Origin of the sequence: Massilia sp. CF038 (genome assembly GCF_900129765.1) — a bacterium.
Taxonomy (GTDB): Bacteria; Pseudomonadota; Gammaproteobacteria; order Burkholderiales; family Burkholderiaceae_D; genus Telluria_A.
The window spans coordinates 105,397-130,317 of record NZ_FQWU01000003.1 but is presented as its reverse complement, the minus strand read 5'-3'; the positions used below and the strand labels follow the sequence as shown (position 1 = coordinate 130,317).

General features: G+C 61.7%; 21 protein-coding genes. 16 read left to right on the top strand and 5 right to left on the bottom strand.

Annotated features, from left to right (window positions below; all coding sequences use genetic code 11):
* Window positions 1-65: 65 nt before the first annotated feature.
* On the top strand, window positions 66-335 hold the full coding sequence (locus BUC24_RS19820; protein WP_073220731.1) for a MoaD/ThiS family protein: 270 nt from the start codon (window positions 66-68) through the stop codon (window positions 333-335).
* A gap of 1 nt (window position 336) precedes the next feature.
* Window positions 337-1,428 carry a WD40/YVTN/BNR-like repeat-containing protein gene (locus tag BUC24_RS19815; protein WP_073220728.1) on the top strand — a complete coding sequence of 364 codons (1,092 nt, stop codon included), beginning with the start codon at window positions 337-339 and terminating at the stop codon, window positions 1,426-1,428.
* Here the strand turns inward: BUC24_RS19815 and BUC24_RS19810 are convergent.
* Window positions 1,404-2,021: a TetR/AcrR family transcriptional regulator gene (locus BUC24_RS19810; RefSeq protein WP_073220725.1), complete on the bottom strand. Its 618-nt coding sequence runs from the start codon at window positions 2,019-2,021 to the stop codon at window positions 1,404-1,406. The genes BUC24_RS19815 and BUC24_RS19810 overlap by 25 nt on opposite strands.
* 128 nt (window positions 2,022-2,149) lie before the next feature.
* Between BUC24_RS19810 and BUC24_RS19805 the strand changes: the two genes are divergently transcribed.
* The 3 genes from BUC24_RS19805 (at window position 2,150) to BUC24_RS19795 (ending at window position 4,984) form a co-directional block, all read left to right on the top strand.
* The gene (locus BUC24_RS19805; RefSeq protein WP_218606523.1) at window positions 2,150-3,229 is read left to right on the top strand and encodes an MBL fold metallo-hydrolase; all 1,080 of its coding nucleotides are present in this window, start codon (window positions 2,150-2,152) and stop codon (window positions 3,227-3,229) included.
* A gap of 278 nt (window positions 3,230-3,507) precedes the next feature.
* Window positions 3,508-3,843, top strand: a complete 336-nt coding sequence (locus BUC24_RS19800) for an energy transducer TonB (RefSeq protein ID WP_083599042.1) — start codon at window positions 3,508-3,510, stop codon at window positions 3,841-3,843.
* Between the two features lie 130 nt (window positions 3,844-3,973).
* The gene (locus tag BUC24_RS19795) at window positions 3,974-4,984 is read left to right on the top strand and encodes a substrate-binding domain-containing protein (RefSeq protein ID WP_073220719.1); all 1,011 of its coding nucleotides are present in this window, start codon (window positions 3,974-3,976) and stop codon (window positions 4,982-4,984) included.
* A 113-nt stretch (window positions 4,985-5,097) separates the two neighbouring features.
* Here the strand turns inward: BUC24_RS19795 and icmF are convergent, their stop codons facing one another.
* From icmF to BUC24_RS19780, 3 genes are all read right to left on the bottom strand, one after another.
* Window positions 5,098-8,385 (bottom strand): fused isobutyryl-CoA mutase/GTPase IcmF, encoded by a 3,288-nt coding sequence (icmF, locus tag BUC24_RS19790; RefSeq protein ID WP_073220715.1) that lies wholly within the window; start codon window positions 8,383-8,385, stop codon window positions 5,098-5,100.
* A gap of 154 nt (window positions 8,386-8,539) precedes the next feature.
* On the bottom strand, window positions 8,540-12,100 hold the full coding sequence (locus tag BUC24_RS19785) for an indolepyruvate ferredoxin oxidoreductase family protein (protein WP_073220710.1): 3,561 nt from the start codon (window positions 12,098-12,100) through the stop codon (window positions 8,540-8,542).
* 229 nt (window positions 12,101-12,329) lie between these two features.
* Window positions 12,330-13,262 carry a LysR substrate-binding domain-containing protein gene (locus tag BUC24_RS19780; RefSeq protein ID WP_073220707.1) on the bottom strand — a complete coding sequence of 311 codons (933 nt, stop codon included), beginning with the start codon at window positions 13,260-13,262 and terminating at the stop codon, window positions 12,330-12,332.
* 124 nt (window positions 13,263-13,386) lie between these two features.
* Between BUC24_RS19780 and BUC24_RS19775 the strand changes: the two genes are divergently transcribed.
* Entirely contained in the window at window positions 13,387-14,607 is a 1,221-nt protein-coding gene (locus BUC24_RS19775) for an HD-GYP domain-containing protein (RefSeq protein WP_073220705.1), read from the top strand.
* A 106-nt stretch (window positions 14,608-14,713) separates the two neighbouring features.
* Here BUC24_RS19775 and BUC24_RS19770 read toward each other — a convergent pair whose 3' ends face one another.
* Window positions 14,714-15,757 carry a GGDEF domain-containing protein gene (locus tag BUC24_RS19770; RefSeq protein WP_073220702.1) on the bottom strand — a complete coding sequence of 348 codons (1,044 nt, stop codon included), beginning with the start codon at window positions 15,755-15,757 and terminating at the stop codon, window positions 14,714-14,716.
* 375 nt (window positions 15,758-16,132) lie between these two features.
* On the opposite strand from BUC24_RS19770, the gene BUC24_RS19765 reads away from it, so the two are divergent.
* The 10 genes from BUC24_RS19765 to BUC24_RS19720 all read left to right on the top strand — a co-directional run bounded on the left by BUC24_RS19765 (window position 16,133) and on the right by BUC24_RS19720 (window position 24,908).
* Window positions 16,133-16,306 carry a Flp family type IVb pilin gene (locus tag BUC24_RS19765; RefSeq protein WP_073220699.1) on the top strand — a complete coding sequence of 58 codons (174 nt, stop codon included), beginning with the start codon at window positions 16,133-16,135 and terminating at the stop codon, window positions 16,304-16,306.
* Window positions 16,307-16,379: 73 nt separating this feature from the next.
* Entirely contained in the window at window positions 16,380-16,910 is a 531-nt protein-coding gene (locus tag BUC24_RS19760) for an A24 family peptidase (protein ID WP_073220696.1), read from the top strand.
* 99 nt (window positions 16,911-17,009) lie between these two features.
* Window positions 17,010-18,404 carry a P-loop NTPase family protein gene (locus BUC24_RS19755; protein ID WP_073220693.1) on the top strand — a complete coding sequence of 465 codons (1,395 nt, stop codon included), beginning with the start codon at window positions 17,010-17,012 and terminating at the stop codon, window positions 18,402-18,404.
* Window positions 18,401-19,282 (top strand): Flp pilus assembly protein CpaB, encoded by an 882-nt coding sequence (gene cpaB / locus BUC24_RS19750; protein ID WP_073220690.1) that lies wholly within the window; start codon window positions 18,401-18,403, stop codon window positions 19,280-19,282. The genes BUC24_RS19755 and cpaB overlap by 4 nt, the downstream gene beginning before the upstream one ends.
* Before the next feature lie 34 nt (window positions 19,283-19,316).
* Window positions 19,317-20,894: a type II and III secretion system protein family protein gene (locus BUC24_RS19745; RefSeq protein ID WP_073220687.1), complete on the top strand. Its 1,578-nt coding sequence runs from the start codon at window positions 19,317-19,319 to the stop codon at window positions 20,892-20,894.
* A 9-nt stretch (window positions 20,895-20,903) separates the two neighbouring features.
* Complete coding sequence (locus BUC24_RS19740; RefSeq protein WP_073220684.1) at window positions 20,904-21,179, top strand: hypothetical protein; 276 nt, start codon at window positions 20,904-20,906, stop codon at window positions 21,177-21,179.
* On the top strand, window positions 21,176-22,627 hold the full coding sequence (locus BUC24_RS19735; RefSeq protein WP_073220681.1) for a TadE/TadG family type IV pilus assembly protein: 1,452 nt from the start codon (window positions 21,176-21,178) through the stop codon (window positions 22,625-22,627). The genes BUC24_RS19740 and BUC24_RS19735 overlap by 4 nt, the downstream gene beginning before the upstream one ends.
* On the top strand, window positions 22,624-23,109 hold the full coding sequence (locus tag BUC24_RS19730; protein WP_073220679.1) for a TadE/TadG family type IV pilus assembly protein: 486 nt from the start codon (window positions 22,624-22,626) through the stop codon (window positions 23,107-23,109). Before BUC24_RS19735 ends, BUC24_RS19730 begins: the two co-directional genes overlap by 4 nt.
* Window positions 23,110-23,128: 19 nt before the next feature.
* The gene (locus BUC24_RS19725) at window positions 23,129-23,710 is read left to right on the top strand and encodes a TadE family protein (RefSeq protein ID WP_073220676.1); all 582 of its coding nucleotides are present in this window, start codon (window positions 23,129-23,131) and stop codon (window positions 23,708-23,710) included.
* Window positions 23,711-23,732: 22 nt separating this feature from the next.
* Entirely contained in the window at window positions 23,733-24,908 is a 1,176-nt protein-coding gene (locus BUC24_RS19720) for a CpaE/TadZ family protein (RefSeq protein ID WP_073220672.1), read from the top strand.
* The last annotated feature ends 13 nt before the right edge of the window (window positions 24,909-24,921 follow it).

The following is a 24,921-nucleotide window of genomic DNA, read 5'->3' as shown; positions in this document are numbered from 1 at the left end:
AGGGTGGCGACACGCACGTCGATCCGGGATAAAATTCCTGAGCTTTTACCAAGCCGGGACCGCATATGGCGCGCCTTTTCTTTACCCAGCAGCTTGCCCGCTTCACCACCGTACCGCAGGTCGAGACCGGCGCTGCCGATCTGCGCGCGGGCCTGGAAGCGGCCTTTGCCCTCAACCCCGTGCTGCGCGGGTATGTGCTGGACGAGCAGGGCCATCTGCGCGAAAACGTCGCCATCTTCATTGACGGACGCCGCGCCAGCGAGCGCGTGCACTTGACCGATGCGCTGGCGCCCGATTCCCAAGTCTATATATTGCAGGCACTTTCTGGAGGTTGACATGAGCGATCGCGCATACCTATCCACCCGCAAGGGCTTGTTCGAGCTCGACCGCCATGCTGGCCGCTGGCAGATCGGCGCCCGCCATTTCCTGGGCGACCCGGTCTCGATCGCTCTGGAAGACGGGCGCGATGGCACCTTGTATGCCGCGCTCAACCTGGGCCATTTCGGCGTCAAGCTGCATCGGCGCGACAAGGGCAGCACCAGCTGGACAGAAATCGCGGCACCAGCCTATCCTCTCAAACCGCAGGACAGCAGCGACTCAGTCGAATGGAAAAACAAGCTGATCTGGTCGCTGGAAACCGGCGGTGCGGACCAGCCCGGCGTGCTGTGGGCCGGCACCTTGCCTGGCGGCTTGTTCCGTTCCAGCGACCGGGGCGACTCCTGGCAACTGGTGCGCGCCCTGTGGGACGTGCCGCAGCGGGCCGAATGGTTTGGCGGCGGCTACGACGTGCCCGGCATTCACAGCATCAGCGTCGACCCGCGCAATAGCGACCATGTACTGGTGGCGGTCTCTTGCGGCGGGGTCTGGCGCACCGAGGATGGCGGCGCCAGCTGGACGGTGTCGGCCACCGGCATGCGGGCCGACTACATGCCGCCCGAGCTCAATGAAAACGAAGCGGTCCAGGATCCCCACCGCGTGGTGCGCGCAGAAGGCACGCCCGACCGGCTGTGGTGTCAGCATCACAATGGCATTTGGCATTCTGAAAATGGCGGGCGTCAGTGGCAGGAGTTGCGCCAGGTGCCGGTGTCAACCTTTGGCTTTGCCGTGGCCGTGCATCCGCAGGACGGCAACACCGCCTGGTTCGCCCCGGCCGAAGCCGACCAGCGCCGCATTCCCGTCGACAGCGCCATGGCGGTCACCCGTACCACGGATGGTGGAAAGACCTTCACTGCCCTGCGCGAAGGCTTGCCCCAGCAGGATTGTTACGATCTGGTCTATCGGCATGGCCTGGCCGTTTCGCCCGACGGCAAGCAATTGCTGATGGCGTCGACCAGCGGCGGCCTCTGGGCCACCGAGGATGGTGGCGACCACTGGCATACCGTGTCAACCACGCTGCCACCGATTTATGCGGTGTCGTTCGCGAAGTAAGCGAGAAACATGCTGACGGCCGCATCCACCAGCGGCGCCATCAGTTCAGGCGCCAGCGGTGGCGCGCCCATGGTCACCTGCGGCCAGAACGCCATGGCTTTCACCTGACCATGGAGCAAGGTGGCGGCAAACAGAGGATCGCCCGGCTTGAGTCTGCCGTCGGCCTGCGCGGCGCGGATCCAGGTCGTCACGCCTTCCTCGCGCTCGTTGATGCGCGCAATGATCGGACGCGCCCGCTCGGGCGCCACCACCGCTTCGGCAATCGCCACCCGCGCCAGGTCCAGGAAATTGCGGTCCGCCAGCATGCCCACTTTCAAGCGCATCATCGCCAGCAATTGCTCGCGTAGCGGTACGTCCTTGCGGTAGGGCAGGTCCAGGGCTGCCGCGCTGCTGTGGAACAACTGCATCAGCGTTTCCGCGAACAACTCATCCTTGCTGGGGAAATGGTTGTACACCGTGCGCTTGGACACCCCGGCCATGGCGGCAATCTTGTCCATGCTGGTGGCCTCGAAACCAAAGCGGCGGAACTGGTCAGCTGCCGCTTCGAGGATGGCAAGGCGTTTGCGGTCGGTCAGGCGTTGAGGAGCATTCATGCAGATATTTTACACCGCGTAGTTTACTTTTCCAAAAATTGAAACTACACTGTGTAGTGTACATTCTAGACAGGCAAGCCATGAAGCGCCTCCTTTTCAGTCTCCTTTTACTTGGGATCATTTCGACCATGACCTATTCCACACTCGCCGCCAATGGTGTCCAGCCCCATGTGTCGCCGCAATATAGCGACGGCAAATTCCGCAACCCGGTGCAGATGAAGGAATTGAGCATGGGCGAGCAGCTCAAGCTCATGTGGACCTTTGCCACCGGCAAAAATCCGGACACGGTACCCTCTGGTACGATCCCGGTGCAAGTACTCACTCGCGCCCAACTTGTCGCAGCGCCGAACAATACCTTGTTCCGCCTGGGCCACTCGACCCTGCTGCTGAAGATCCATAACGAGTTTTTCCTGACTGATCCTGTCTTCTCTGAACGAGCTTCGCCGGTGCAATGGGCCGGCCCCGCGCGTTTTCACAAGAGCCCGATCAGCATTGAAGACCTGCCCCCGATCAAGGCCGTGATCTTGTCGCACGACCATTACGACCATCTGGATCACGCTTCCATTTTGCAGCTGGCCGCCAAGACGGAGCGTTTTCTGACCCCGCTGGGCGTCGGCGACCGACTCATCAAATGGGGCATTGGCGCGGCGAAAATCGAACAGCTTGACTGGTGGGAATCGACGGAAGTGCGGGGCGTGAAGTTTGTTGCCACGCCGGCCCAGCACTTCTCGGGCCGTAGTCTGAGCGACCGCAACTCGACCCTGTGGGCTTCCTGGGTGATCCAGTATCAGGACTTGAATGTGTTTTTCAGTGGCGACACCGGCTACTTCGATGGCTTCAAAGCCATTGGCGAGAAATACGGCCCCTTCGATGTCACCATGCTCGAGACCGGTGCCTACGACAAGCTGTGGCCCGACGTCCACATGCAGCCAGAAGAAACGCTGCAAGCGTTCATCGACCTCAAGGGCAAGTGGCTAATGCCGGTGCACAACGGCACTTTCGACCTGGGCATGCACGCCTGGCGCGAGCCGTTTGACCGCATTGCGGCCTTGGCCGAGGCAGGAAAAGTGCCGATGACCACGCCCGAAATGGGCCAGGCACTGGATTTGAAGCAGCCGCAAGCCTTCACGCACTGGTGGAAACAGGTCGATTGTGTGGCGGAGTCATCCAATTCTTCTTGCCGTGGTGAAATCGCAACGGCGCCCTGAGGACGTGCGGGAAGGCCGCTTGCTGACCCCTTTTAGCGCGTCAGGGCTTGTCAGGCGTTAATTCCGCACCGTAAAAAGGATTGCATAACAGGTATACAAAAAGCGTATGCAATTTGTTGGTGCAAGGCAACTAGTTATGATTTCCAGGTATATCTGGCATTGGAATAATAAATTTAGAAAAAATGGTGCAACGCAGTATTGTGGATCCATCTGCTGGCCGTTCAGCAGCTGGTTCCGGCGCCCGCTCCAGGAATCTATCCCGATCTCAGGAGGTTCTCATGTTGTCCACCAAGCATTTCAGCGCACTCGCTTCCGCCCTGTTGTTGACCCTGGCCGCGCCGCTGGCCATGTCCGCCACTGTCGACCCAAAAGATTGCACGCAGCCTGAATTCCCGGCCCGCTGGCTCAATGAAGGCGACAGCGGCAATGTCGTGGTGGCATTCCTGGTTGGCGCCGATGGCAAAATCCTCGATTCCAAACTGGTCGAATCGAGCGGCTACCCGCGCGTAGACCGTGCCTCCATCCGCGCTGGCGCCAGCTGCAAGTTCAAGCCAGCGAGCGACCAGTCTGCAGCGACCTGGGCCAAGGTCAAGTACACATGGATCGTCGACTAAGCCGGTCGCGCAGGTCCCATTGCAGGTATCCCACCGCGGCCTTGCGCCGCGGATCTTTACACTTTGTCCATAGGTTGTAATGACGTTGCTATAATCGCAGGTTCGCCTCACCGCCCTGCAGATCGACGCCATGAACCTCAAGAGTCTTGCCGATGCACTCGGCGTATCCAAAACCACCGTCAGCCGTGCGCTGAACGGTTATCCGGAAGTGAATGCGCGTACCCGCGAGCGGGTCCTGGCCGCGGCGCGCGAAGTCGGGTACGAAGCCAACCCCATGGCACGCGGCCTGGCCGTGGGCCGCTCGAATGTGTTCGGCATCATCTATCCCTTGCACTCCAGCGACCTGGGCGATCCCATGTTCCTCAACGTGGTCAGCGGCATGTCCTCGGCCCTGGAAAAAAGCGGCAAGAACCTGATCATCGTGCCCGTCTCGGCCGAGAACGAACTGCCTTCCTACGAACAAATGGTGCGGGCGCGCCGCGTTGATGCGCTGGTGGTGGGGCGCACGCGCGTGCATGACGACCGTATCGCTTTCCTGGCCAAAAAGGGGTTTCCCTTCGTCGCCCATGGACGCACGGAATCCAAATCTCCCTACGCCTGGTTCGATTACGATAATGAGGCCGGCATGCGTCTGGCCTGCGAGCATTTGCTGGCGCTGGGGCACACGCGCATCGCTCTGATCAGTGCGCCGCTTACCCTCAATTTTGCGCGCCAGCGCAGCGACAGTTTCAGCGATTGCCTGCGGCGCGCCGATCTGCCGCCCGCGCCGCACTACCGCGTTGACAATACCCATGACCGACGTTCGGGCTACCAGGCCATGCAGCAGCTGCTGGCGACCAGTCCGCGCCCCAGCGCGGTGATTGTGGACAATCATCTGTCCGCGGTGGGCGCGGTGCGCGCCTTGCTTGATGCGGGCATCGATATTGGGCGCGAGATGTCGGTGATCGTGTGGGGCGGGATTGAGGATTCCCTGCTCGGTGCGCGGCTGACCACGGTTGACCTGCCCGATATTGACCAGGCAGGTGCCAAGCTGATCGAGATGCTAACGGCGGTTGTGGGTGGGGCGGCACCGGCCAGCCAGCATGCGCTGTGGCAGCCGGTGTTGCTGGAGGGTGCCAGTACCGGGCCGTGCCGGGATTAAGAACGGAGAGCAGTGATAACATCGTCCTCGCGCAGGCGGGGACCCATAGCACGTTACCGAATTCGGCAAAGTGGTATGGGCCCCCGCCTTCGCGAGGGCGATGTGGTTGGTGATTACATATTGCGGCGGTACTGCCCACCCACCTCGAACAAGGCCGTGGTGATCTGACCCAGCGAGCAGACACGCACCGCATCCATCAGCTTCTCAAACACATTGGCATTGTCAATGGCGGCTTGCTGCAGCGCTGCCAGCGCTTGCGGCGCTTGTGCCGCGTGGCGCTGATGGAAGTCTTCCAGACGCGTGAGCTGCGACTGCTTTTCATCGTCGGTGGAGCGCGCCAGTTCGATCTTCTGTGGCGTGTCGTTGGCTTTCGGATTGCGGAAGGTGTTCACGCCAATGATCGGCAGCGTGCCGTCGTGCTTCTGGTGCTCGTACAGCATCGACTCTTCCTGAATCTTGCCGCGCTGGTAACCGGTTTCCATCGCCCCCAGCACGCCGCCCCGTTCAGCGATGCGCTCAAACTCCTGCAGCACCGCTTCTTCCACCAGGTCGGTCAGTTCATCGATGATGAACGAACCCTGGTTCGGATTTTCGTTCTTGGCCAGGCCCCATTCGCGGTTGATGATCAGCTGGATTGCCAGCGCGCGCCGGACCGATTCATCCGTCGGCGTGGTGATCGCTTCATCGTAGGCGTTGGTGTGCAGGCTGTTGCAGTTGTCGTAGATCGCGATCAGCGCCTGCAGCGTGGTGCGGATATCGTTGAAGTCGATTTCCTGCGCGTGCAGCGAACGGCCCGACGTCTGGATGTGGTACTTGAGCTTCTGGCTGCGGTCATTGGCACCATACTTGTCGCGCATGGCCACGGCCCACAGGCGGCGTGCCACCCGGCCCAGCACCGTGTATTCCGGATCCATGCCGTTACTGAAGAAGAACGACAGGTTGGGCGCGAAATCGTCAATGTGCATGCCGCGCGCCAGATACGCTTCCACGAATGTGAAGCCGTTCGACAGGGTGAACGCCAGCTGCGAAATCGGGTTCGCACCTGCTTCGGCAATATGGTAACCCGAGATCGACACCGAATAGAAGTTGCGTACCTGGTGGTGGACGAAGTATTCCTGAATGTCGCCCATCACCTTGAGCGAGAACTCGGTCGAGAAGATGCAGGTGTTCTGCCCCTGGTCTTCCTTCAGAATGTCGGCCTGCACCGTGCCGCGCACGTTCTGCAGGACCCAGGCGCGAATCTTCGCGCTTTCGTCCGCGGTTGGCTGGCGCTTGTTTTCTTCTTCGAAGCGCACGATCTGCTGATCGATAGCGGTATTCATGAACATCGCCAGAATGGTTGGCGCCGGGCCGTTGATCGTCATCGAGACCGACGTCGACGGGCTGCACAGGTTGAAGCCGTCATACAGCACCTTCATGTCGTCCAGCGTGGCGATCGACACGCCCGAGTTGCCCACTTTGCCGTAAATGTCGGGCCGCAGTGCCGGATCGGCACCGTACAGCGTCACCGAGTCAAACGCGGTCGACAAACGCTTGGCGTCCATGCCTTCTGAAACCAGTTTGAAGCGGCGGTTGGTGCGGAACGAGTCACCTTCACCGGCAAACATGCGGGTCGGGTCTTCGCCTTCGCGCTTGAACGCGAACACGCCGGCCGTGAACGGGAACGAACCTGGCACGTTTTCCAGCATCAGGAAGCGCAGCACTTCGCCGTGGTCTTCATACTTGGGCAGTGCCACCTTGCGGATCTTGGTGCCCGACAGGGTGTGCTGGATCAGGCGGGTGCGGATTTCCTTGTCGCGGATCTTGACCACATAATCGTCGCCAGCGTAAGCGGCCTGCATGTCCGGCCACATGGCCAGCAGCTTCTTGGCGTTGGCGTCCAGCGCATGATCGCGCTCGGTGATCAGATCGTCAAAATCGGCCGACTTGGATGCCGCAGCCAGCATACGCTTGGCTTCCTGCAGCTGCTGGCGCTCGCGCGCCAGCTTGACCTGCTTGCTGGTGTTTTTGTGATAGCCGCGCACGGTGTCGGCAATTTCGGCCAGGTAGCGCGCGCGTGCGGGTGGCACGATCACGTGCTTGCCACTGGAGAAGCGGATATCCGATGCTGGCAGCTTGCCCGGCCGTGTCTTGAGGCCGAATTCGGCCAGCTTGGGCAGCAGGCCCTGATACAGCGCGGTCACGCCATCGTCATTGAAGCGCGAAGCCTGGGTGCCGAACACCGGCATTTCTTCCGGCCGCTTGCTCCACATTTCGCGGTTGCGCTGGTACTGCTTGGCCACGTCGCGCAAGGCGTCCTGCGAGCCCTTGCGGTCGAATTTATTAATCGCGATGAAGTCGGCAAAATCGAGCATGTCGATTTTTTCCAGCTGCGAGGCTGCGCCAAATTCCGGCGTCATCACGTACATCGACACATCCACGTGCGGCACGATGGCCGCGTCGCCCTGGCCAATGCCGGAGGTTTCAACGATCACCAGATCAAAGCCGGCCACTTTGCAGGCGGCGATCACGTCCGGCAGCGCCTGCGAAATTTCGGATCCGGCTTCGCGCGTGGCCAGCGAGCGCATGAACACGCGCGCCTCGCCATTCCAGGGATTGATCGCGTTCATGCGAATGCGGTCGCCCAGCAGCGCGCCGCCCGACTTGCGCCGCGACGGATCAATCGAAATGATGGCGATGTTGACCGTGTCGCCCTGGTCCAGGCGGATGCGGCGGATCAGTTCATCAGTCAGCGAGGATTTGCCGGCGCCGCCGGTGCCGGTGATGCCCAGCGTCGGCACGGACAAGCCTTCGGCCGCGTCAAAGATGGCCTTGCGCAGTTCCGGCGAGGCTTTTTCGTTTTCCAGCGCGGTGATCAGCTGGGCCAATGGACGGTGGCGCGAAGCCACGTCGCCCGTTTGCAGCGGCGCCAACGTGGTTGGGGAATAGGTCGACAGATCGATGTCGCAAGCCTGAATCATCGACTGGATCATGCCGACCAGGCCCATACGCTGGCCATCTTCCGGACTGAAGATGCGGGTCACGCCATAGGCATGCAGATCGGCGATTTCGTCCGGCACAATCACGCCGCCGCCGCCGCCGAACACCTTGATGTGGGCGCCGCCGCGCTGCTTGAGCAGGTCGATCATGTACTTGAAGTATTCGACGTGGCCACCCTGATAGCTGGAGATGGCGATGCCTTGTACGTCTTCGGCCAGCGCGGCGGTGACCACTTCGTCGACCGAGCGGTTGTGGCCCAGGTGGACCACTTCCACGCCGTTCGACTGCAAAATGCGGCGCATGATGTTGATCGAGGCGTCGTGGCCGTCGAACAGCGAGGCCGCGGTGACGAAGCGGACCTTGTTGGCCAGCTTCGGTTGATCGGGGACGTTCAGTTTGGCGGCGGGAGTCAGGTCGTTCATGATGTTCCTTGCGAAATCGTACTGGTACGGTATATGACGTTTACGTTAACGTCAAGCAAACCACCACATCGCCCTCGCGAAGGCGGGGGCCCATTCCACGTCACCGAAGTTGTTCGGTACGCTATAGGCCCCCGCCTCCGCGAGGGCGATGTGTTTAGGCTGCGTGCTGGTTGGAGGCGCCGCCGAGCAAGCGCGCTTTGGCAACCCGGAATGCCGCCACATTCTTCTCTTTGACGTGGCCAAACCCGCGAATCTGCTCCGGCAGATTGGCCAGCTCCACGGCCGTCGCGTGATTCTCGGCGCTCAGACCGGCAATCAGACCTTCAACCATCTCGCGATATTCCACAATCAGCGCGCGCTCCATCTTGCGCTCTTCAGTGTAGCCAAAAATATCGAGTGCGCCACCGCGCAGGCCCTTGAACTTGGCCAGCAGCTTGAACGCGCTCCACATCCACGAACCGAATTCCGCCTTGACCAGGTGGCCTTTGGCATCCTTCTTGGCCAGCAGTGGCGGCGCCAGGTTGAACTTGACCGAGAAGTTGCCTTCGAACTGGGACTGCAGCTGCTCGACGAATTTGCCGTCGGTGTACAGACGCGCCACTTCGTATTCATCCTTGTACGCCATCAGCTTGAAGTAGTACTTGGCCACGGCGGTCGAGAGCTTGTTGCCCAGGCCCTGGGCCGTTTCGGCCTTGCGCACCTTGGCCACCAGATCTTCGTAACGCGCAGCGTAGGCAGCATCCTGGTACGCGGTCAGGAATTCGACGCGCTTCTTGATCACGTTTTCCAGCGACTGCGGCATCTGCACCACGATGGCCTGGGTCGGCGTGGCGACTTTTTCCACGCGCTTCAGATCGACGGCGGCGCGGCGGCCCCACAGGAAGCTCTTCTTGTTCGATTCAATCCCAACGCCATTCAGCTCGATCGCACGCAGCAGCGCCGCTTCGCTCAAGGGAATGCGGCCTTTCTGCCATGCGTAACCGAGCATGAACAGGTTGGCGGCAATCGAGTCGCCCATCAGCGCGGTGGCCAGCTTGGTGGCGTCGATGAAGTCGGCCGCATCAGGTCCGCCCACCGATTCCACGATCAGCGCGCGCACGTCTTCCACCGGATACTGCCAGTCGGCGTTCTGGGCGAAGGTGCCTGGTGGCTGCTCGTGCAGATTGACCACGGCCAGGGTGCGGCCCGGACGCATTTTGGAAATTGCATCCTGCGCGCCTGCGGTCAGCATGTCGCAGCCGAGAATCAGGTCGGCCTCGCCAGTGGCGATGCGCTGCGCGCGCAGGTGGGCCGGCGAACGTGCCACCTTCACGTGCGAGGTGACGGAGCCGTTTTTCTGCGACATGCCGGTCATGTCCAGCACCGACGCGCCCTTGCCTTCGAGGTGGGCGGCCATGCCCATCAGCGCGCCAACGGTAATCACGCCGGTGCCGCCGATGCCGTTGATCAGAATGTTGTATGGCTGCTCGATGCTTGGCAGTTTCGGCTCGGGCAGCGCGCCAAAGCCGTCATCCTGGTTATTCTTGGTGACGCCAGTGCGGGTCTTTTTCAGGGAGCCGCCTTCGACCGTGACGAACGATGGGCAGAAGCCCTTCACGCACGAGTAGTCCTTGTTGCAGGACGACTGGTCAATGGTGCGCTTGCGCCCGAATTCCGTTTCCTTTGGCAGAATCGAGACGCAGTTCGACTGAATGCCGCAGTCGCCACAGCCTTCGCAGACAGCGTCGTTGATGACCATGCGCTTGTTCGGGTCGGGGAACTCGCCTTTTTTGCGGCGGCGGCGTTTTTCGGCGGCGCAGGTCTGGTCGTAAATGATGACCGACACGCCTTCGACTTCGCGCAGCTCACGCTGCACGGCATCCATCTCCTTGCGGTCGTGCAGGCTGACGATGGTTGGCAGTGCGCTGCGGTCGGTGTAGCGCGACAGATCTTCCGTCACCAGCGCGATGCGCTTGACCCCTTCGGCAGCCATCTGCTGGGCGATCATCGGCACCGAAGTCTGGCCGTCCACCGGCTGGCCGCCCGTCATGGCCACGGCATCGTTGTACAGAATTTTGTAGGTCATGTTGACCTTGGCCGCCACGGTGGCGCGGATGGCCAGGTAACCGGAGTGGAAGTAGGTGCCGTCGCCCAGATTCTGGAACACGTGCGGCACCTTGGAGAACGCCTGCTGGCCGATCCATGGCGCGCCTTCGCCGCCCATGTGGGTGGTCAGCTTGTTCATCTCGGGGTAGATCGCGGTTGCCATCACGTGGCAGCCAATACCGGCCAGCGCGAAGCTGCCTTCCGGGACCTTGGTCGAGGTATTGTGCGGGCAGCCGGAGCAGTAGAAGGCAGGACGGAACGGCGTGTTGATGGCCTTTTTCAGGACCGCGTCTTTCGCGTCCAGGAAGGTCAGGCGGGCCTTGATCAGGTCGCAGGTTTTTTCATCGGTGATCAGGCGCGACACGCGCGAGGCGATCACGCGCGCCACTTGCGAGACCGAGAAGTCGGCCTTGGAAGTGAGCAGCCATTCGCCGCGCGGCGCGACCCATTCGCCTTTTTCGTCGAACTTGCCGATCACGCGTGGGCGTACGTCGTCGCGCCAGTTGTACAGCTGCTCCTTGAGCTGATATTCGACGATCTGGCGCTTTTCCTCCACCACCAGGATTTCATCCAGGCCCTGGGCAAATTCGCGCACGCTGTCCGGCTCCAGTGGCCATGGCATGGCGACCTTGAACAGGCGCAGGCCGACGTCGGCTGCCATTTTTTCGTCGATGCCCAGTTCTTCCAGCGCTTCCAGCACGTCCAGGTAGGATTTGCCCGAAGCGATGATGCCCAGCTTGGCGTTGGCGCTGTCGATCGTGGTGTGATTGAGCTTGTTCTCGCGCGCATAAGCCAGCGCGGCGTAGATTTTGTAGTCCTGCATCAGCGCTTCCTGCTTGCGCGCCTGCAGTCCCAGCGGGTCGGACGAGAGGCGGGCATTCAGGCCGCCTTCTGGCATCACAAAATCTTTCGGGATTTTCACTTGCACGCGGTGCGGATTGGCGTCCACCGAGGCGCTCGATTCGACCGTGTCGGCCAGCGCCTTGAAGGCGACCGTGCAGCCCGAAAAGCGCGACATGGCCCAGCCATGCACGCCCAGATCCAGATACTCCTGCACATTGCATGGGTACAGCAGCGGCACCATGCAAGCCGAGAAGATGTGGTCGGACTGGTGTGGCAGCGTCGACGAGTAAGCGCCGTGGTCGTCGCCCGCGATCAGCAGCACGCCGCCATGCTTGGCCGTGCCCGCATGGTTCATGTGCTTGAAAACGTCGCCGCAACGGTCCACGCCCGGGCCTTTGCCGTACCACATGGCAAACACGCCGTCGTACTTGGCCGGGCCGATCAGGTCCACCGTCTGCGAACCCCACACGGCCGTGGCGGCCAGGTCTTCGTTGACGCCGGGGACGAACTGCACGTGGTGGGCTTCAAGGTGGCCCTTGGCTTTCCACAGGTTCTCGTCCAGCCCGCCCAGTGGGGAGCCGCGATAGCCGGAGATGAAACCGGCCGTGTTGAGCCCGGCGGCAAGGTCACGCTCGCGCTGCATCATCGGGAGGCGCACCAGCGCCTGGATACCTGAGAGGAAAATATTGCCTGAAGTCGCAGTGTATTTATCGTCGAGGCTGACGGTGGTCAGGCGGTTCGAGACATCCTGCGCGCTGACAGGTTGGGTCGCCGTGGTATCTGGCATGGTGAGGCTCCAAAGGGTATTCGGGAATTTCCCCCGTCACGAGGGCGCCGGGTAGGCGCCGGAATGGCAGGGCAGGGCGTCGTGGGTACGACTATTTTACAGGCAGACCACGCGGGTTTTACCTGAGGCGTGGAGTGTATGTCCTTGTCGCCAGAAGGGGAAATAGCGATTCGGGATAGGGGTATAAGAAAAAACGATGGCCTGCCGGGCCGGCTCAGCTTGCTGCCTTTTAATCAGGCAATCTTGCGCCGATCCAGGTGCCGCTGTCGCACAGATCGCGCGTCACCTGATGCACCAGCCGGCTGACGGCAGCGGCCGCATTGGTCAGTGGAATGTTCTTGGAGGCGCACAGGGTGACGCTGCGGGCGATTGGCGGATCGCTGATGGGCCAGGCCTGCAGGGCGCCGCTGCCGACCTCGGTCAGCAAGGGGGCCAGCGGCAGGATGGTGGCGCCCATGTCTGCCAGCAATGCCGACTTCAAAATCGCAATCGAGTTGATTTCGATGACCGGGCCCAGCGCCAGGCCAGCGCCACGGGCCACGCTTTCGATGCGGGGGCGCACGCCTTGCTGCTGGGCCGGCAAAATCAAGGTTGTGGCCAGCGCTTCGGCCAGCCGCACTTCACCATGTTCAGGGGCAGGGCGCGAACCGGCACGGCAAATGAACATCAGTGTCTCTTCCACCAGCGGTGTACTTGCAAACGGGCTGAGCTGACCATCGTCGAACAGCACAGCCAGATTGATGCGGCCCGATTTCAGTTGTTCCAGCAGGTTGCCCGACAGTTCTTCCGTCAGCTGCAGGGTAATCTCAGGATAGTTGGCGCGGGCGGCCATCAGCAAGGGCAGGGCCAGCGCGCCAGAAATGCTGTGCGGCAGCCCCAGCGTGACGCTGCCGGACGGGCGCGTGGCCGACTGGGTCACTGCGGAACGCGCGTCGCTGACCTGCTTCAGGATGGCCTGCGCGTGTTCATAAAATACCTTGCCAGCGTCCGTGCTGAGCACGCCCTGGGCGGAGCGGTGCAGCAGCTGGGCGCCCAGCTCTTCTTCCAGCTGACGCAATTGCTGGGTCAGGGCCGGCTGCGCAACATGCAATACCAGGGCCGCCTTGGATAAGGAACCGTGGTCGACAATGGCAACAAAATAGCGGAGCTGGCGTAATTCCATGGAAGTTCGTGCTAATGTTGTCGCTGAGGATCAACACTAATTTTTAATGTAAAATGGAAACTTAAAGTTCTTAAAAGAAACGCACTCTTCACGTTGCAGTGATTAAAGCACAGCCGGGCATGACATGCTGAAAAAAGTCGATTCGTCGCAACTACTAGTAGGTATGTACATCCACGATCTGAGTTGTGACTGGATGACCCATCCGTTCATCCGTCAGCGCTTCCTGATCACCAAGGATGACGAAATCCGCAAGATCATCGATGCCGGTATCCACGATGTGGTGATCGACAGCGACAAGGGTCTCGATGTGCAGGATGCCCCCACGCTGGAAGAATCAAATGCGCAGCTTGAATCCGAGCTGGTGCAGATTGCCATACAGCCCGTGATCGTCACGCGCGTGTCGCTGGGGGAGGAATTGCGCCGTGCGGCGCAGATCCGGCATCAGGCTTCGGGTCTGGTGCGTACGGTGATGCAGGATGCGCGGCTGGGCAAGGCAATCGAGCTGGACCAGGTGTCACCCGTGGTCGAGAGCATCACCGAATCAATTCTACGCAACCCCGGCGCCCTGACCGGCATGCTGCGCATCAAGAACAAGGATGACTACACTTTCCTGCATTCCGTCAGTGTCTGCACCTTGCTGGTTGCCTTCTGCCGTTCGCGCAAGATGGATGCCGAAACGACTTACCAGGCCGGGCTGGGCGGCCTGCTGCACGACACAGGCAAGGCACTGATCCCGGACCACATTCTGAACAAGCCCGGGCGGCTGACGGATGAAGAATTCGACATCGTCAAGAAGCATCCACGCGATGGCTATGACATCTTGCTGAGGTCGCCCGAGGTCGGCCCCATTCCGCTCGACATCACCTTGCACCACCATGAGCGGCGCGACGCCAGCGGGTATCCCGACAAGCAAGGTGAGGGCAGCATCAGCGAGCTGGCGCAGATGGCAGCCATTGTCGATGTGTATGACGCGATTACGGCCGACCGCTGCTATCACAAGGGTGTCTCGGCGGCGGAAGCCTTGCGCAAAATTTATGAGTGGAGCAAGTTCCACTTCAATCCTGTGTTCGCCCAGGAATTCATGCGCTGCGTGGGGATCTATCCAGTGGGCACCATGGTGATGCTGGAATCAGGCCGGCTGGGCGTGGTGATTGAGCCGCACGAAACCAATTTGCTGGCGCCAAAGGTGAACGTGTTCTTCGACACCAAGCGCAATACCTACGTCAAGCCGCAAACCGTGGATTTGTCCAAGGCGTTGGGCTTTGGCGGCGGTGACAAGATTGTGCGGCCGGAATCGCCGCAGAAGTGGAATGTCGACGCGATGAAATTCCTTGTGATCGACTAAGGAGTTCAGCTTTGCAAAGCTGAACCGTTCCGCAGGCGCCCCTGCTGCACCGATGAAGTTTCTTGTGATCGACTAAGGAGTTCAGCTTTGCAAAGCTGAACCGTTCTTAGAAGAACTCGGCCGTATCGTTCGATGCAGCCGCTTCCAGCATCCCGCCTGACACCAGCTGATCATAATGGCAGGCCTGGTTGCGGCCATGGCTCTTGGCGTAATACAGCGCCTGGTCGGCACGGCCCAGAATGTTCACCGGCGACTCGTACGGGCTGATCGACACAAACCCCACGCTGACCGTCACCTGCCCAACTTGCGGAAACACGTGGCTTTCCACATTGGTGCGGAAGCGGTCGATGATTTTCTGCGCGTTATCCAGCGTCGTCGAGCGCAGCAGCACCACGAATTCCTCACCGCCAAAGCGGAACACGCGGTCCTGGGAGCGGAACGAGGACGTCATCAGGTTGGCGATCAGAATCAGCACTTCGTCGCCATACAGGTGGCCGAACTTGTCGTTGACGGCCTTGAAATGGTCCACGTCCACGACCGCCAGCCATTGCTTGTTTTCATCCGCAGGCTGGCGCCGCTCGGGCTGTCCAGGCAAAGGCGCCTCTGGCTCGGCCGTGGACGCTTGCAGCATCTTGGTCAGCTGGTCATCGAAGGTCTTGCGGTTGAGCAAGCCCGTCAGCGAGTCGCGCTCGCTGTAGTCGAGCAAGTTCTGGAAGTTGCGATACACACTGACAATACCGCCAATCACCTGGATGGTATCCGGGTGGTAAGGGGAGTTGTGCACGATTTCGAGGCAGGTGTCGGCCTTGTCGCCAATCCAGATCGGCAGCCACAGGGTAGAGCGGCCATCGTGCGACAGTGCGGTCGCGCTGGCGGTTTGCTCGATGATGCAGGTATTTAATTCCGGGAAGGATTCAATCGGGTCGCCCACCGAATTGGCGTCAGGATGGTCTTCCATGCGGGCTGCTTCCCCGGCGCAAATGATGGCCCGGGAACGCACAAACTTCTTTCCTCGCACACTGACAATGGTCAGCACGCGCGTCTGCGACGCCCCTGCCAATTCCTGGACGGCCGAGATCACCGAGATGTCGAGCATCGTGTGATCGCGGTGGCCAGTCATGTCCACCATGTGTTTAAGAAGGGAATCCATGTCGTTCTTTGAAATGTAATCTACCTGTACTTGCGTCGTCCACTGCCTTCGCCTGGCGAAATCCTCATGCGTATTGCATATTTGGCAATAAGTGCGACAAATCCCACGTTTATTCCCCTGATTCTACCTTGACCGCTGCCCCGCAGGCATGAGGCGAGAAATTTTTTACTTTGTCTGCCTGGATCAAGCCCGAAGTAGTGCTCTGGAGAAAGGTTGTTTCGTCTCAAGTTCACGCCGTTTTGCCACCCCTATAGTGGTCTCAATGGCGCAGCAACGGGACGACCGAAGCTGGTTTTTCCAATGGAGTAGCTGCTTTCCCGGGCAGTTCCAGGCTACGTCAGGGTTTGTCTCTTATCCACACTTAAGGAGTTTGTCATGAGCAAATTTGTCTCGGCTGTTCAGTCCTTCATGGCTGACGAGGATGGCGTGACCGCTTTGGAGTACGGCATGATCGCCGCTCTGATCGCGGCTGTGATCGTCACCGTCGTCGGCGTGCTGGGTGGCAAGGTCGACGGCGCGTTCCAAAAAATTGCCGATGCCCTGCCATAAATAAATAAGTCGAGCTTCCCGGGCGGGCCCGCCCCGGAAGCTCATTTTTTTGCCTGTCATCGGAAGGTTCGCCATGTCCACCATCCTCTTGTCCGATCTGGCCCTTGCCCTCCTGCTGCTCGGCGCCAGCGCCTTCGACCTGCGCCAGCGCCGCATTCCAAACCGCCTGCTGGCGCTGGGTTTGCTGGTGGCCTTGATCCTGCAGCTGGCCTCCGGCCATCCCGCCGCGCTCGTCACCAGTTATCTGCCGGGCTTTGCCGTGGGCCTGATCATGTTTCTTCCCCTTTACCTTGCCGGTGGCATGGCCGCCGGCGACGTCAAGTTGATGGCCACCGTTGGCGCCTTCGTCGGGCCATCGCTGGTTTGTCAGTGCAGCCTGGCCACCTATTGTTATGGCGGGTTAATGGCGCTGGTCATCGTACTGGCCAGGCGCCGCAGCCGTGCCGCGTTTGCCAACGTGCGGGCCTTGATGCTGCCGATCGTGATGCGTTTGGGTGGTGTGCGGCTGGCGCCGGAAGCGGCGCCCATCAGTGTTGGCGGCATGCCGTATGCGCTGGCAATCAGTGCCGGCACGCTGACAGTGATGGTCCTGCGCCACAGCTGAGTTTGCGGTCAGGCATTGCTTGCTTTGGGTCAAAGGCAACAAAAAACGCGTGGCTAAAATCAATTCGTGACATCCAGAAACAGTGATCGGGAGCGACAAATGATCGAAGCGCAATCGTCAGCGGAAGAGAATGGGCAGGACGACATGATCAGAATGCCGCCGCAACCGAAAACGGTGCGCGAGACCGGCCTGGAACTGGCATTGATTGTCGAGCTGGTCACCAAAGTGATGTACGTCTGCGGCAAATTACACCTGCCAGTCCTGACCGGAAAACTCCGTCTCTCCATCAATGTTTTGCGCGAAGTCCTGGGCTTCATGCTCACCGAACAATTGGTCGAAGTGGCTGCCCGCGGCGATTCCGATCTGGACGTCAGCTACCAATTGACCCACACAGGCAAACTGCGCGCCAGCGATTTTATGAACCGCTGCCGCTATCTGGGCCCGGCGCCCGTCACCCTGCAAGCCTACTGCGATCTGATTGCGCGCCAATCTTCGCGCCACGCCAGCATGGATCGGGTCAGCGCCGCCAGTGTGGCAGCGGCCTTCGGCGAAGACAGCCTGGACCCCGCCGTGCGCGACATGGTGGGCGCCGCCATGCAATCGAGCCGTTCCATGTTGCTGTACGGTCCCTCGGGCAGCGGCAAAAGCATGATCGCCCGCAAGCTCGGCAAGCTGCAGCAAGGCATTGTTGCCGTGCCGTGCGCGGTGCTGGCCGGTAATGAGATTGTATTGGTGCACGACCCGCTCGTGCATCTGGCGCCCGCCGCCCAGGCACGCCAGGCCGAAGACCGCCGCTCTTGCGATACCCGCTGGATGTTGTGCCAGCGTCCCTTGATCCAGGTGGGCGCTGAATTCTGCGCCGACATGCTCGATCTGCGCCACGATGCTGCTGGCGGTGTCTACCACGCGCCGCCTCACCTGATGGCCAACAACGGCATGCTGGTGATTGACGACCTGGGCCGCCAGCGCATGCCCAGCGCCGATCTGCTCAACCGTTTCAGCGCGCCGCTCGATACCCATACCGACCACCTGACCTTGCACGGCGGTTGCAAGCTGGGCGTGCCCTTCGATGTGACACTGGTGTTCGCCACCAACTTGCCGCCCCAGCTGTTGCTGGACGATGCATCCATGCGCCGCATCGCCTACAAGATTCATGTGGGCGCGCTGAGCGAGCCCCATTACAGGGCGCTGTTCCGGCGCCAGTGCCGCGTGAACGGCCTTGGCTGTGACGACGCCGTGGTCGAGCATTTGCTCAACGATCTGCACGCTGCCAGCGGGCGTGCATTGTTAGCGAGCACCCCCCGTGAATTGCTGGACCGGCTTGCCGATTTCGCGCGCTTTGCAGGCATTGAACCACGCCTGACTGTGCCCGCGCTCGACCAGGCCTGGTCCAGTCTGTTTGCGGGAAGTCGTAGCGGCACTCCGGTGCCGTCCCAGCCCACCGTCCCCTTCCTCGCCGATTGCGGCGACTCCTTGCTTGAGAGAATCTCATGAAAAACAAGCGTGCTCTTGTAATGATGGCCGTCGCGGTCCTGTTCGGGATCGCCGCAGTGGCGCTGGCCTGGAAGTGGCTGCAAGGCCAGGCCAACGCCAACTCCAATCGCGTCGTGGTGGCCACCACGGACGTCAACCGAGGGCAGCGCCTGGCCCCGGAAATGCTTAAATTGGTCGAGCGCCCGGCCAAGGAGATCCCGAAAGATGCGTTCACCGACACCCTGACCCTGACCGAGCGTGTACTCAAGGTCAATCTGCAAAAAGGGGAGGTGGTGGCCGAATCCAAGCTGGCGCCGGCCGGCACCATGGGCGGTTTGTCCGCCCTCATCAGTGAGGGCAAGCGCGCCATCACGGTGCGCGTGAACGATGTGATTGGCGTGGCCGGCTTTGCCTTACCGGGCAACTACGTCGACATCATCGTCCACACCGAGCGTGACCCGGCCGAAGGCGAGCGCAGCAATCACGGCCAGCTTGATGTATCGAAAATTGTGCTGGAACGGATCCTGGTGCTGGCCGTGGCGCAAGAAGTCAGCCGCGACGAAACCAAGCCCAAGGTCGTCAACGCGGTCACACTGGAAGTGACGCCTGAGCAAGCCGAAAACCTGGACCTGGCGCGCGGCGTGGGCACCTTGTCGCTGGCTCTGCGCAATCAAATCGACCATACGGTGCCCGAAACAGCCGGTGCCACCAAGCGCACCTTGCTCGACGAACTGGCCCAGGTCGCCGCCAAACCCAAGCCAGCGCCTGTCGCGCCGGTCAAGCACGTTGCCGTGCGCTCCCGGCCCGTGAGCGCGCCGGGAGCAGTGGCCGCGCCCCAGCCCAAACGCGACTGCGTCAGCGTGCTGAACGGCCTGCAAACATCGCAAGAATGCTTCTGATTTTTCACGCAACGACCTTTTAGGGATGAGCGAAATGAACAAACCCCATTGTCACGTCCGCCGTTATGGCGCCGCCGGCCTGGTGCTGGCCCTTGCCTCGGGCACCGCCCTGGCTGCCGATCCGCTGACGACACCAGCCAGAGCCCGCACCGGCCAGCCCGCGCCCAAAAGCCAGCCGGCCAAGCCGCCGCAAGACCGCGCCGACAGCGGCCCCCAATGTGTGGGCGAGGCAGCACGGCCTGGCAAGATGACACTGCTGATGGGCAAATCGACGCTGATGCGCCTGCCAGAACCGGTACGTCACCGCAGCGTCGGCAATGCCGGCGTGGCACAGGCAATGCTGGTTTCGCCCGATACACTGTACTTGCTGGGCGTCGATGTGGGCACCACGAATATGATCATCCAGGGCCGCAGCGGGGCATGCAGTGTAGTCGACCTGATGGTGGTCATGGATCTGGCTGGAATTGAAGCAAGTCTGGCTTCTGCATTGCCCGATGAAAAAAACATCAAAGTCAGTAGCGCCAACGAATCGGTGGTCCTGACCGGCACCGTATCCGACAGCAACGCCCTGGTGCGCGCCGAGGAATTGGCGCGCGCGTTCGTGTACGAATCATCACGTACGCTGGCACGCAAGAACGATGACGCTGGCGAAAACGCCAATGGCGCCGCCTCGCCCGACCGCAGCCAGCCTGCCAATCTGCGGGTGATTAATCTGCTGAGCGTGACGGCGCCCCAGCAAGTCATGTTGGAAGTCAAAATCGCCGAGGTGTCGAAAACCTTGCTCGAACGTCTGGAAGGCGGCGTTACCTGGAGCACCGGATCGGGCAGCTGGGCCACCACGCTTGTCTCGAACTTCCTCACAGGTAGCGCGCCGGGCTCCCTCAGGGCCACCAAGGCCAACGGCAACCGCCTGCGCGCCGACGCCCAGAAGCAGGACAGCCTGGTGCGCATCCTGGCCGAGCCGAACGTGATGGCGGTCAGTGGCCAGGAGGGCAATTTCCTCGCGGGCGGCCGCATCTTCATTCCGGTAGCGCAGGACAACAACAAGATCACGCTGGAAGAGAAGGAATTCGGGGTTGGCTTACGCTTTACGCCCACCGTGCTCGCTGGCGGGCGCATCAATCTGCGGGTGTCGCCCGAAGTGTCGGAAGTCTCGCGCGAAGGGATCGGTATTTCCGCCAGCGGTTTCAATGGCAGCGCGGTACTGCCGCTGATCACCACGCGCCGCGCCAGCACCACTGTCCAGCTGTATGACGGCCAAAGCTTCGCCATTGGCGGCCTGATCAAAAACAATATGGTCAACAGCCTGAAAGGCTTGCCGGTCCTGGGCGAGGTGCCGATCCTGGGTGCGCTGTTCCGCAGTGCCGACTACCAGCAGGACAAAACTGAGCTGGTCTTCGTGGCCACCGTCCATCTGGTCAAGCCTTTGCCGGCCAACTTCACGCTACCGACTGACAAAGTCAAGACGCCTAGCCGCGCCGAGCTGCTGCTGGGCGGGCGCCTGGAAGGCAGGCCTGACGCACCAGCACCGGCCGCGGCGCCAGTGCCCGCAGCATCCGCACCGGCCGAGCAGCCGTCAGCAGAAACCGCGTCCGGCTTCGAACTCAAATAAGGAGTGACCATGAAAACCACATCGAACACGGCCCTTGCCGCGCTGGCCGCCCTGGGGCTGCTGGCCGGATGCGCCGCCAGCGCGCCCGAAGCGGAGCGCAATTTTGGCAACAGCGTGCGTGCCGCGGTGGCCGCGCAGGTGTCCGACCCAGCCGCTGCCGCCAACACCAATCCGGTCACCGGCATCGACGGGCGTGCCGCGCGCGCCAGCCAGCAGCGCTATGAGCAATCCTTCCTCATGCCGCCCGAGCCGCAAAGCTCGATGACCACGGGCAGCGCAAAATGAGCACGCCGCATCAGCCGCGCCGGCGCATTCGCCGGCAACGCGGCGCCTTTGGGGTGATCTACGCGATCATCCTGCCGGTCATGCTGGGCATGGTCGGTCTGGCCATCGACCTGTCCATGATGTACGCCCGTGGCCATGAATTGCAAGCCATTGCCGACAGCGCCGCGCTGGCGGCAGCGCGTGCGCTCGATGGCACGCCGGATGGCCTGGCGCGCGCCAAGGAGAATGCCAGGACTACTGCGCGCACGGCGGAATACCGCTTCCTGCGGCCCGAGACAATCGACTGGACCTCGAGCGCGCTGAGCGTGGGTCCCACTCGTGACGGGCCCTGGACGCTGGCCGACTCAGCCAACGGCAGCGACCTGCCCAACATGCTGTTTGCGCGGGTCGACACAGGCGCGCTCGATGAGCGGTACGGGCGGGTGGCAATTGCCTTCCTGCGCGTGGTCGGCGTGGCGGGCGAGCAGCATCTGGCCCGCCGTGCCGTGGCCGGGCGCAAGGAAAGCAGCATTGGTCCCGTGGCCGTGTGCGCGCTCAGCCAGTCGCCGCTGGCCATGCGCAGCAATGCGCCGGCAGCCAATGCCGAGGAAGCAGTGGAATATGGCTTTCGGCGCGGGGTCGGCTACAACCTGCTCAATTTGAACTCGCATGGCAATACGGCGCGCAGCTTCATTGTGAACCCGCTCGACTTTCCACCGGCACCAGCACGCGTGTCGCACCAGTCCGACGACGCACTGCGCCCCTTCGTCTGCACCGGCCACATGCCGGCGCCACGCATCGAAGGCGGCAGCAGTCTGTATGTGCGCGAGCCATTTCCCGTATCGATGGTGCGCGAACTGAATGCCCGCTTTGCCAGCTTTAACGGGGGCTCGGTTTGCACCCGCTATGGAGCGCCGCCCGACAGCAATGTGATTGACTTCCGCGGACCGTATGGCGGCTTTTACATTTCGGGCGCACCGACCCCGCTCAACGGCAGTGCAGCTTCCTACTTTGCGCAAGGCAAACTGTTCACAGTGGCCGACGCCGACGTGCTGCCACCCGGGACCACCGCCGCCAGTTACGGCACGCTATGGTCCTTCGGCCGGCCTGTGCGCTATGCGGGCGGCGCCCTGGGCGCGCCGTTCACACGCAATGACTGGAGCAAGCTGTATCCGGTCACCGCCGGCGCCGCCCTCAGCTCCAATTACACCTTTGCCGATTCGCCCTACGAGCGCGGTCTTTCGCCACACCGTCAGTCCCCTGTTGGCATGTCCGGCATCACCAAACGCCGGGTACTGAATGTGCCACTGCTCGACTGCCCCGTCAGCGGCGGCAGCGCCCGTGTTTTAGCCATAGGGAGGTTTTTGATGACAACGCCCGCCACTGAATCGCCACCGGCCATCCATGCCGAATTCGGCGGCCTGACCACGTACGGCGAACTGGCTGCTTCCGCAGTCCTGTACAAATGAAACCGGCAGCGTCCCCTCGCGGCGCAATCCGGCGGCTGGCCCGTGGCGCGGCAGCCATCGAGCTGGCAGTCATTCTGTCGGCCACGATTGTGCTGCTGCCGGCCGTGGCACTGTTTGCGAAAGTCTTCTTTCAATACAGCGTGATGAAAGAAGCGACCCGAGATGCGGCTTCTTATCTGGCCAGCCTGCCGCCGGCGGCAATCAAGGATGACGGCGAGCGTGCCCGCGCCATCGTCCTGGCACAGCGGATGGTGCAAGAAGCCGCGATGGGCGCGAGCATGAGCGGGTCCACCAGGGTGGAACAGGCCTACGTCGAATGCGACAACCACTCCTGCGCCGGCATGGTGCCGCAGCTGTTCGGTGTGACGGTGACCTTCACGATTGACGATGCCATGTTCAACGCGCTGACCGGCCGCTGGACCGACCCCGAAGAAGGCACGTGGGAAGTCACCGCACGTTCCACCGTCCCCTTCACCAAATAAGCCCGAGAACGAGCCCGCCATGCGCCATTTCACACCCAAGTCATCGCCGCGTTCCCAGTTTGGAGTTGCCGCAGTCGAGTTTGCGCTGGGCTCCATGCTGTTCTTCACCTTTGTGTTTGGGGTGCTGGAACTGGCGCGCGCCCTGTATGCCTACAGCACCATGGTCGAAGTGACCCGGCGCGCGGCGCGCGCTGCCGCCTTTACGGACTTCAGCAACGCAGGTGCGCTCGATGGCGTTCGCCGGGTAGCCATGTTCGGGGACATTCCGGGTGGCATGCCGCTGCGCGGCAATCTGCAGGAACAGCATCTGGCGATCGATTACCTCAATGGCACGCTTGAGCAGGTCAGCCCCATGCCGGCCTGCCCGGAGCAAAACATCATCAACTGCAATCAGGATCCGGAAGGAGCCAGCTGTATCCGCTTCGTGCGTGTACGCCTGTGCTACCAAGGGTCGGGACCGGATTGCTCACGGGTGGAGTACGTGCCCATCATCGGCGCCAATTTCTTCCCCGGTGCGCCGCTGCATTTCCCCAGCTTCGCCACCGTCACCCCAGTCGCAACGCTGGGTTACCAGCCTGGCGTGGCAGGCAACTGCCTGTAAAGCCCACCAACGAGGACCGCCCATGAAAGCCCTACTCATCACCCGTGACAACGCCTTGCACGCGGAAATCGCGTCGCAAGGCGCGGCCAGAGTGCCGCCGCTGAACCTGGCCGCAACACGCGCCAGCATGCGCGATGCGCTCGACCGGCCGGTTCCGGATGCGCCGGCCCTGGTCATTGTCGACGCCAGCGATTTCGAGCCGAGCGAGGCTGACATGCTGGAGCGCCTGACCAAGCACTATCCCGACGCCAGTTTCATGCTGCTCACGCACGAGCACCAGCAAGACCTGCTGATTCGCGCCATGCGCGCCGGCGTGCGTGAAGTGCTGCAGCTGCCGCTGGTGCACCGCGCCTTCCATGAAGCGATGGACAGGATCGCCGCCGTGGCCGGCGAAACCACAATGCGCGACGGTAAAGTGCTGGCCTTCATCTCCTGCAAGGGTGGCAGCGGCGCCACCTTCATCTCCACCAATTTTGCCTACGCCCTGGCCACGCTGGCCGACAAGAAAGTACTGCTGATCGACTTGCATGGCCAGTTTGGCGACGCCACGTTGTATGTGTCGGACCAGCGCCCGGCCATGACCTTGTCGGATGTGTGCAGCCAGATCGCGCGCGTGGACGGCGCCTTTCTTGAGTCGTGCCTGGTGCACGTGACGGGCGGCTTCGGCATTCTGGCCGCAGCGGATGACCCGGCCCACGCAGTGGACCTGAAACCCGAGCACATGGATGCGATTTTGCGCGTGGCGCGCCAGCATTACGACTACATCGTGCTCGATGTCGGCCGCCAGATCGATGCGATCTCCCTGCGCGCGCTGGACAGCGCCGACGGCATCTACCCGGTACTGCAACTGGGCCTGCCCGATATTCGCGATGGCCGCCGTCTGCTCGATATCTTCCGCTCGCTGGGCTATCCGCTGGAAAACACGCGTCTGGTGGTCAATCGCTACGAAAAGGGCGGCAAGCTACGCCTGCAGGATCTGCAAAGCGCCTTGGGTGCCGAGATCGTGCACACCATCCCCAACGACTACATCGCCGTGACCGACTCGGTCAATCAGGGCGTGCCGGTGCTGCGCCTGTCACGCTCATCGCCGGTCTCGCGCAGCATGGCGGAACTGGTTGAAACCATCACGGCGCGCCGCGTCCCCGAAAACAAAGGCCTGTTCGACCGCCTGTTCGGGCGTGGCGACGGCGAAGCATGAACCCTGGAGACAA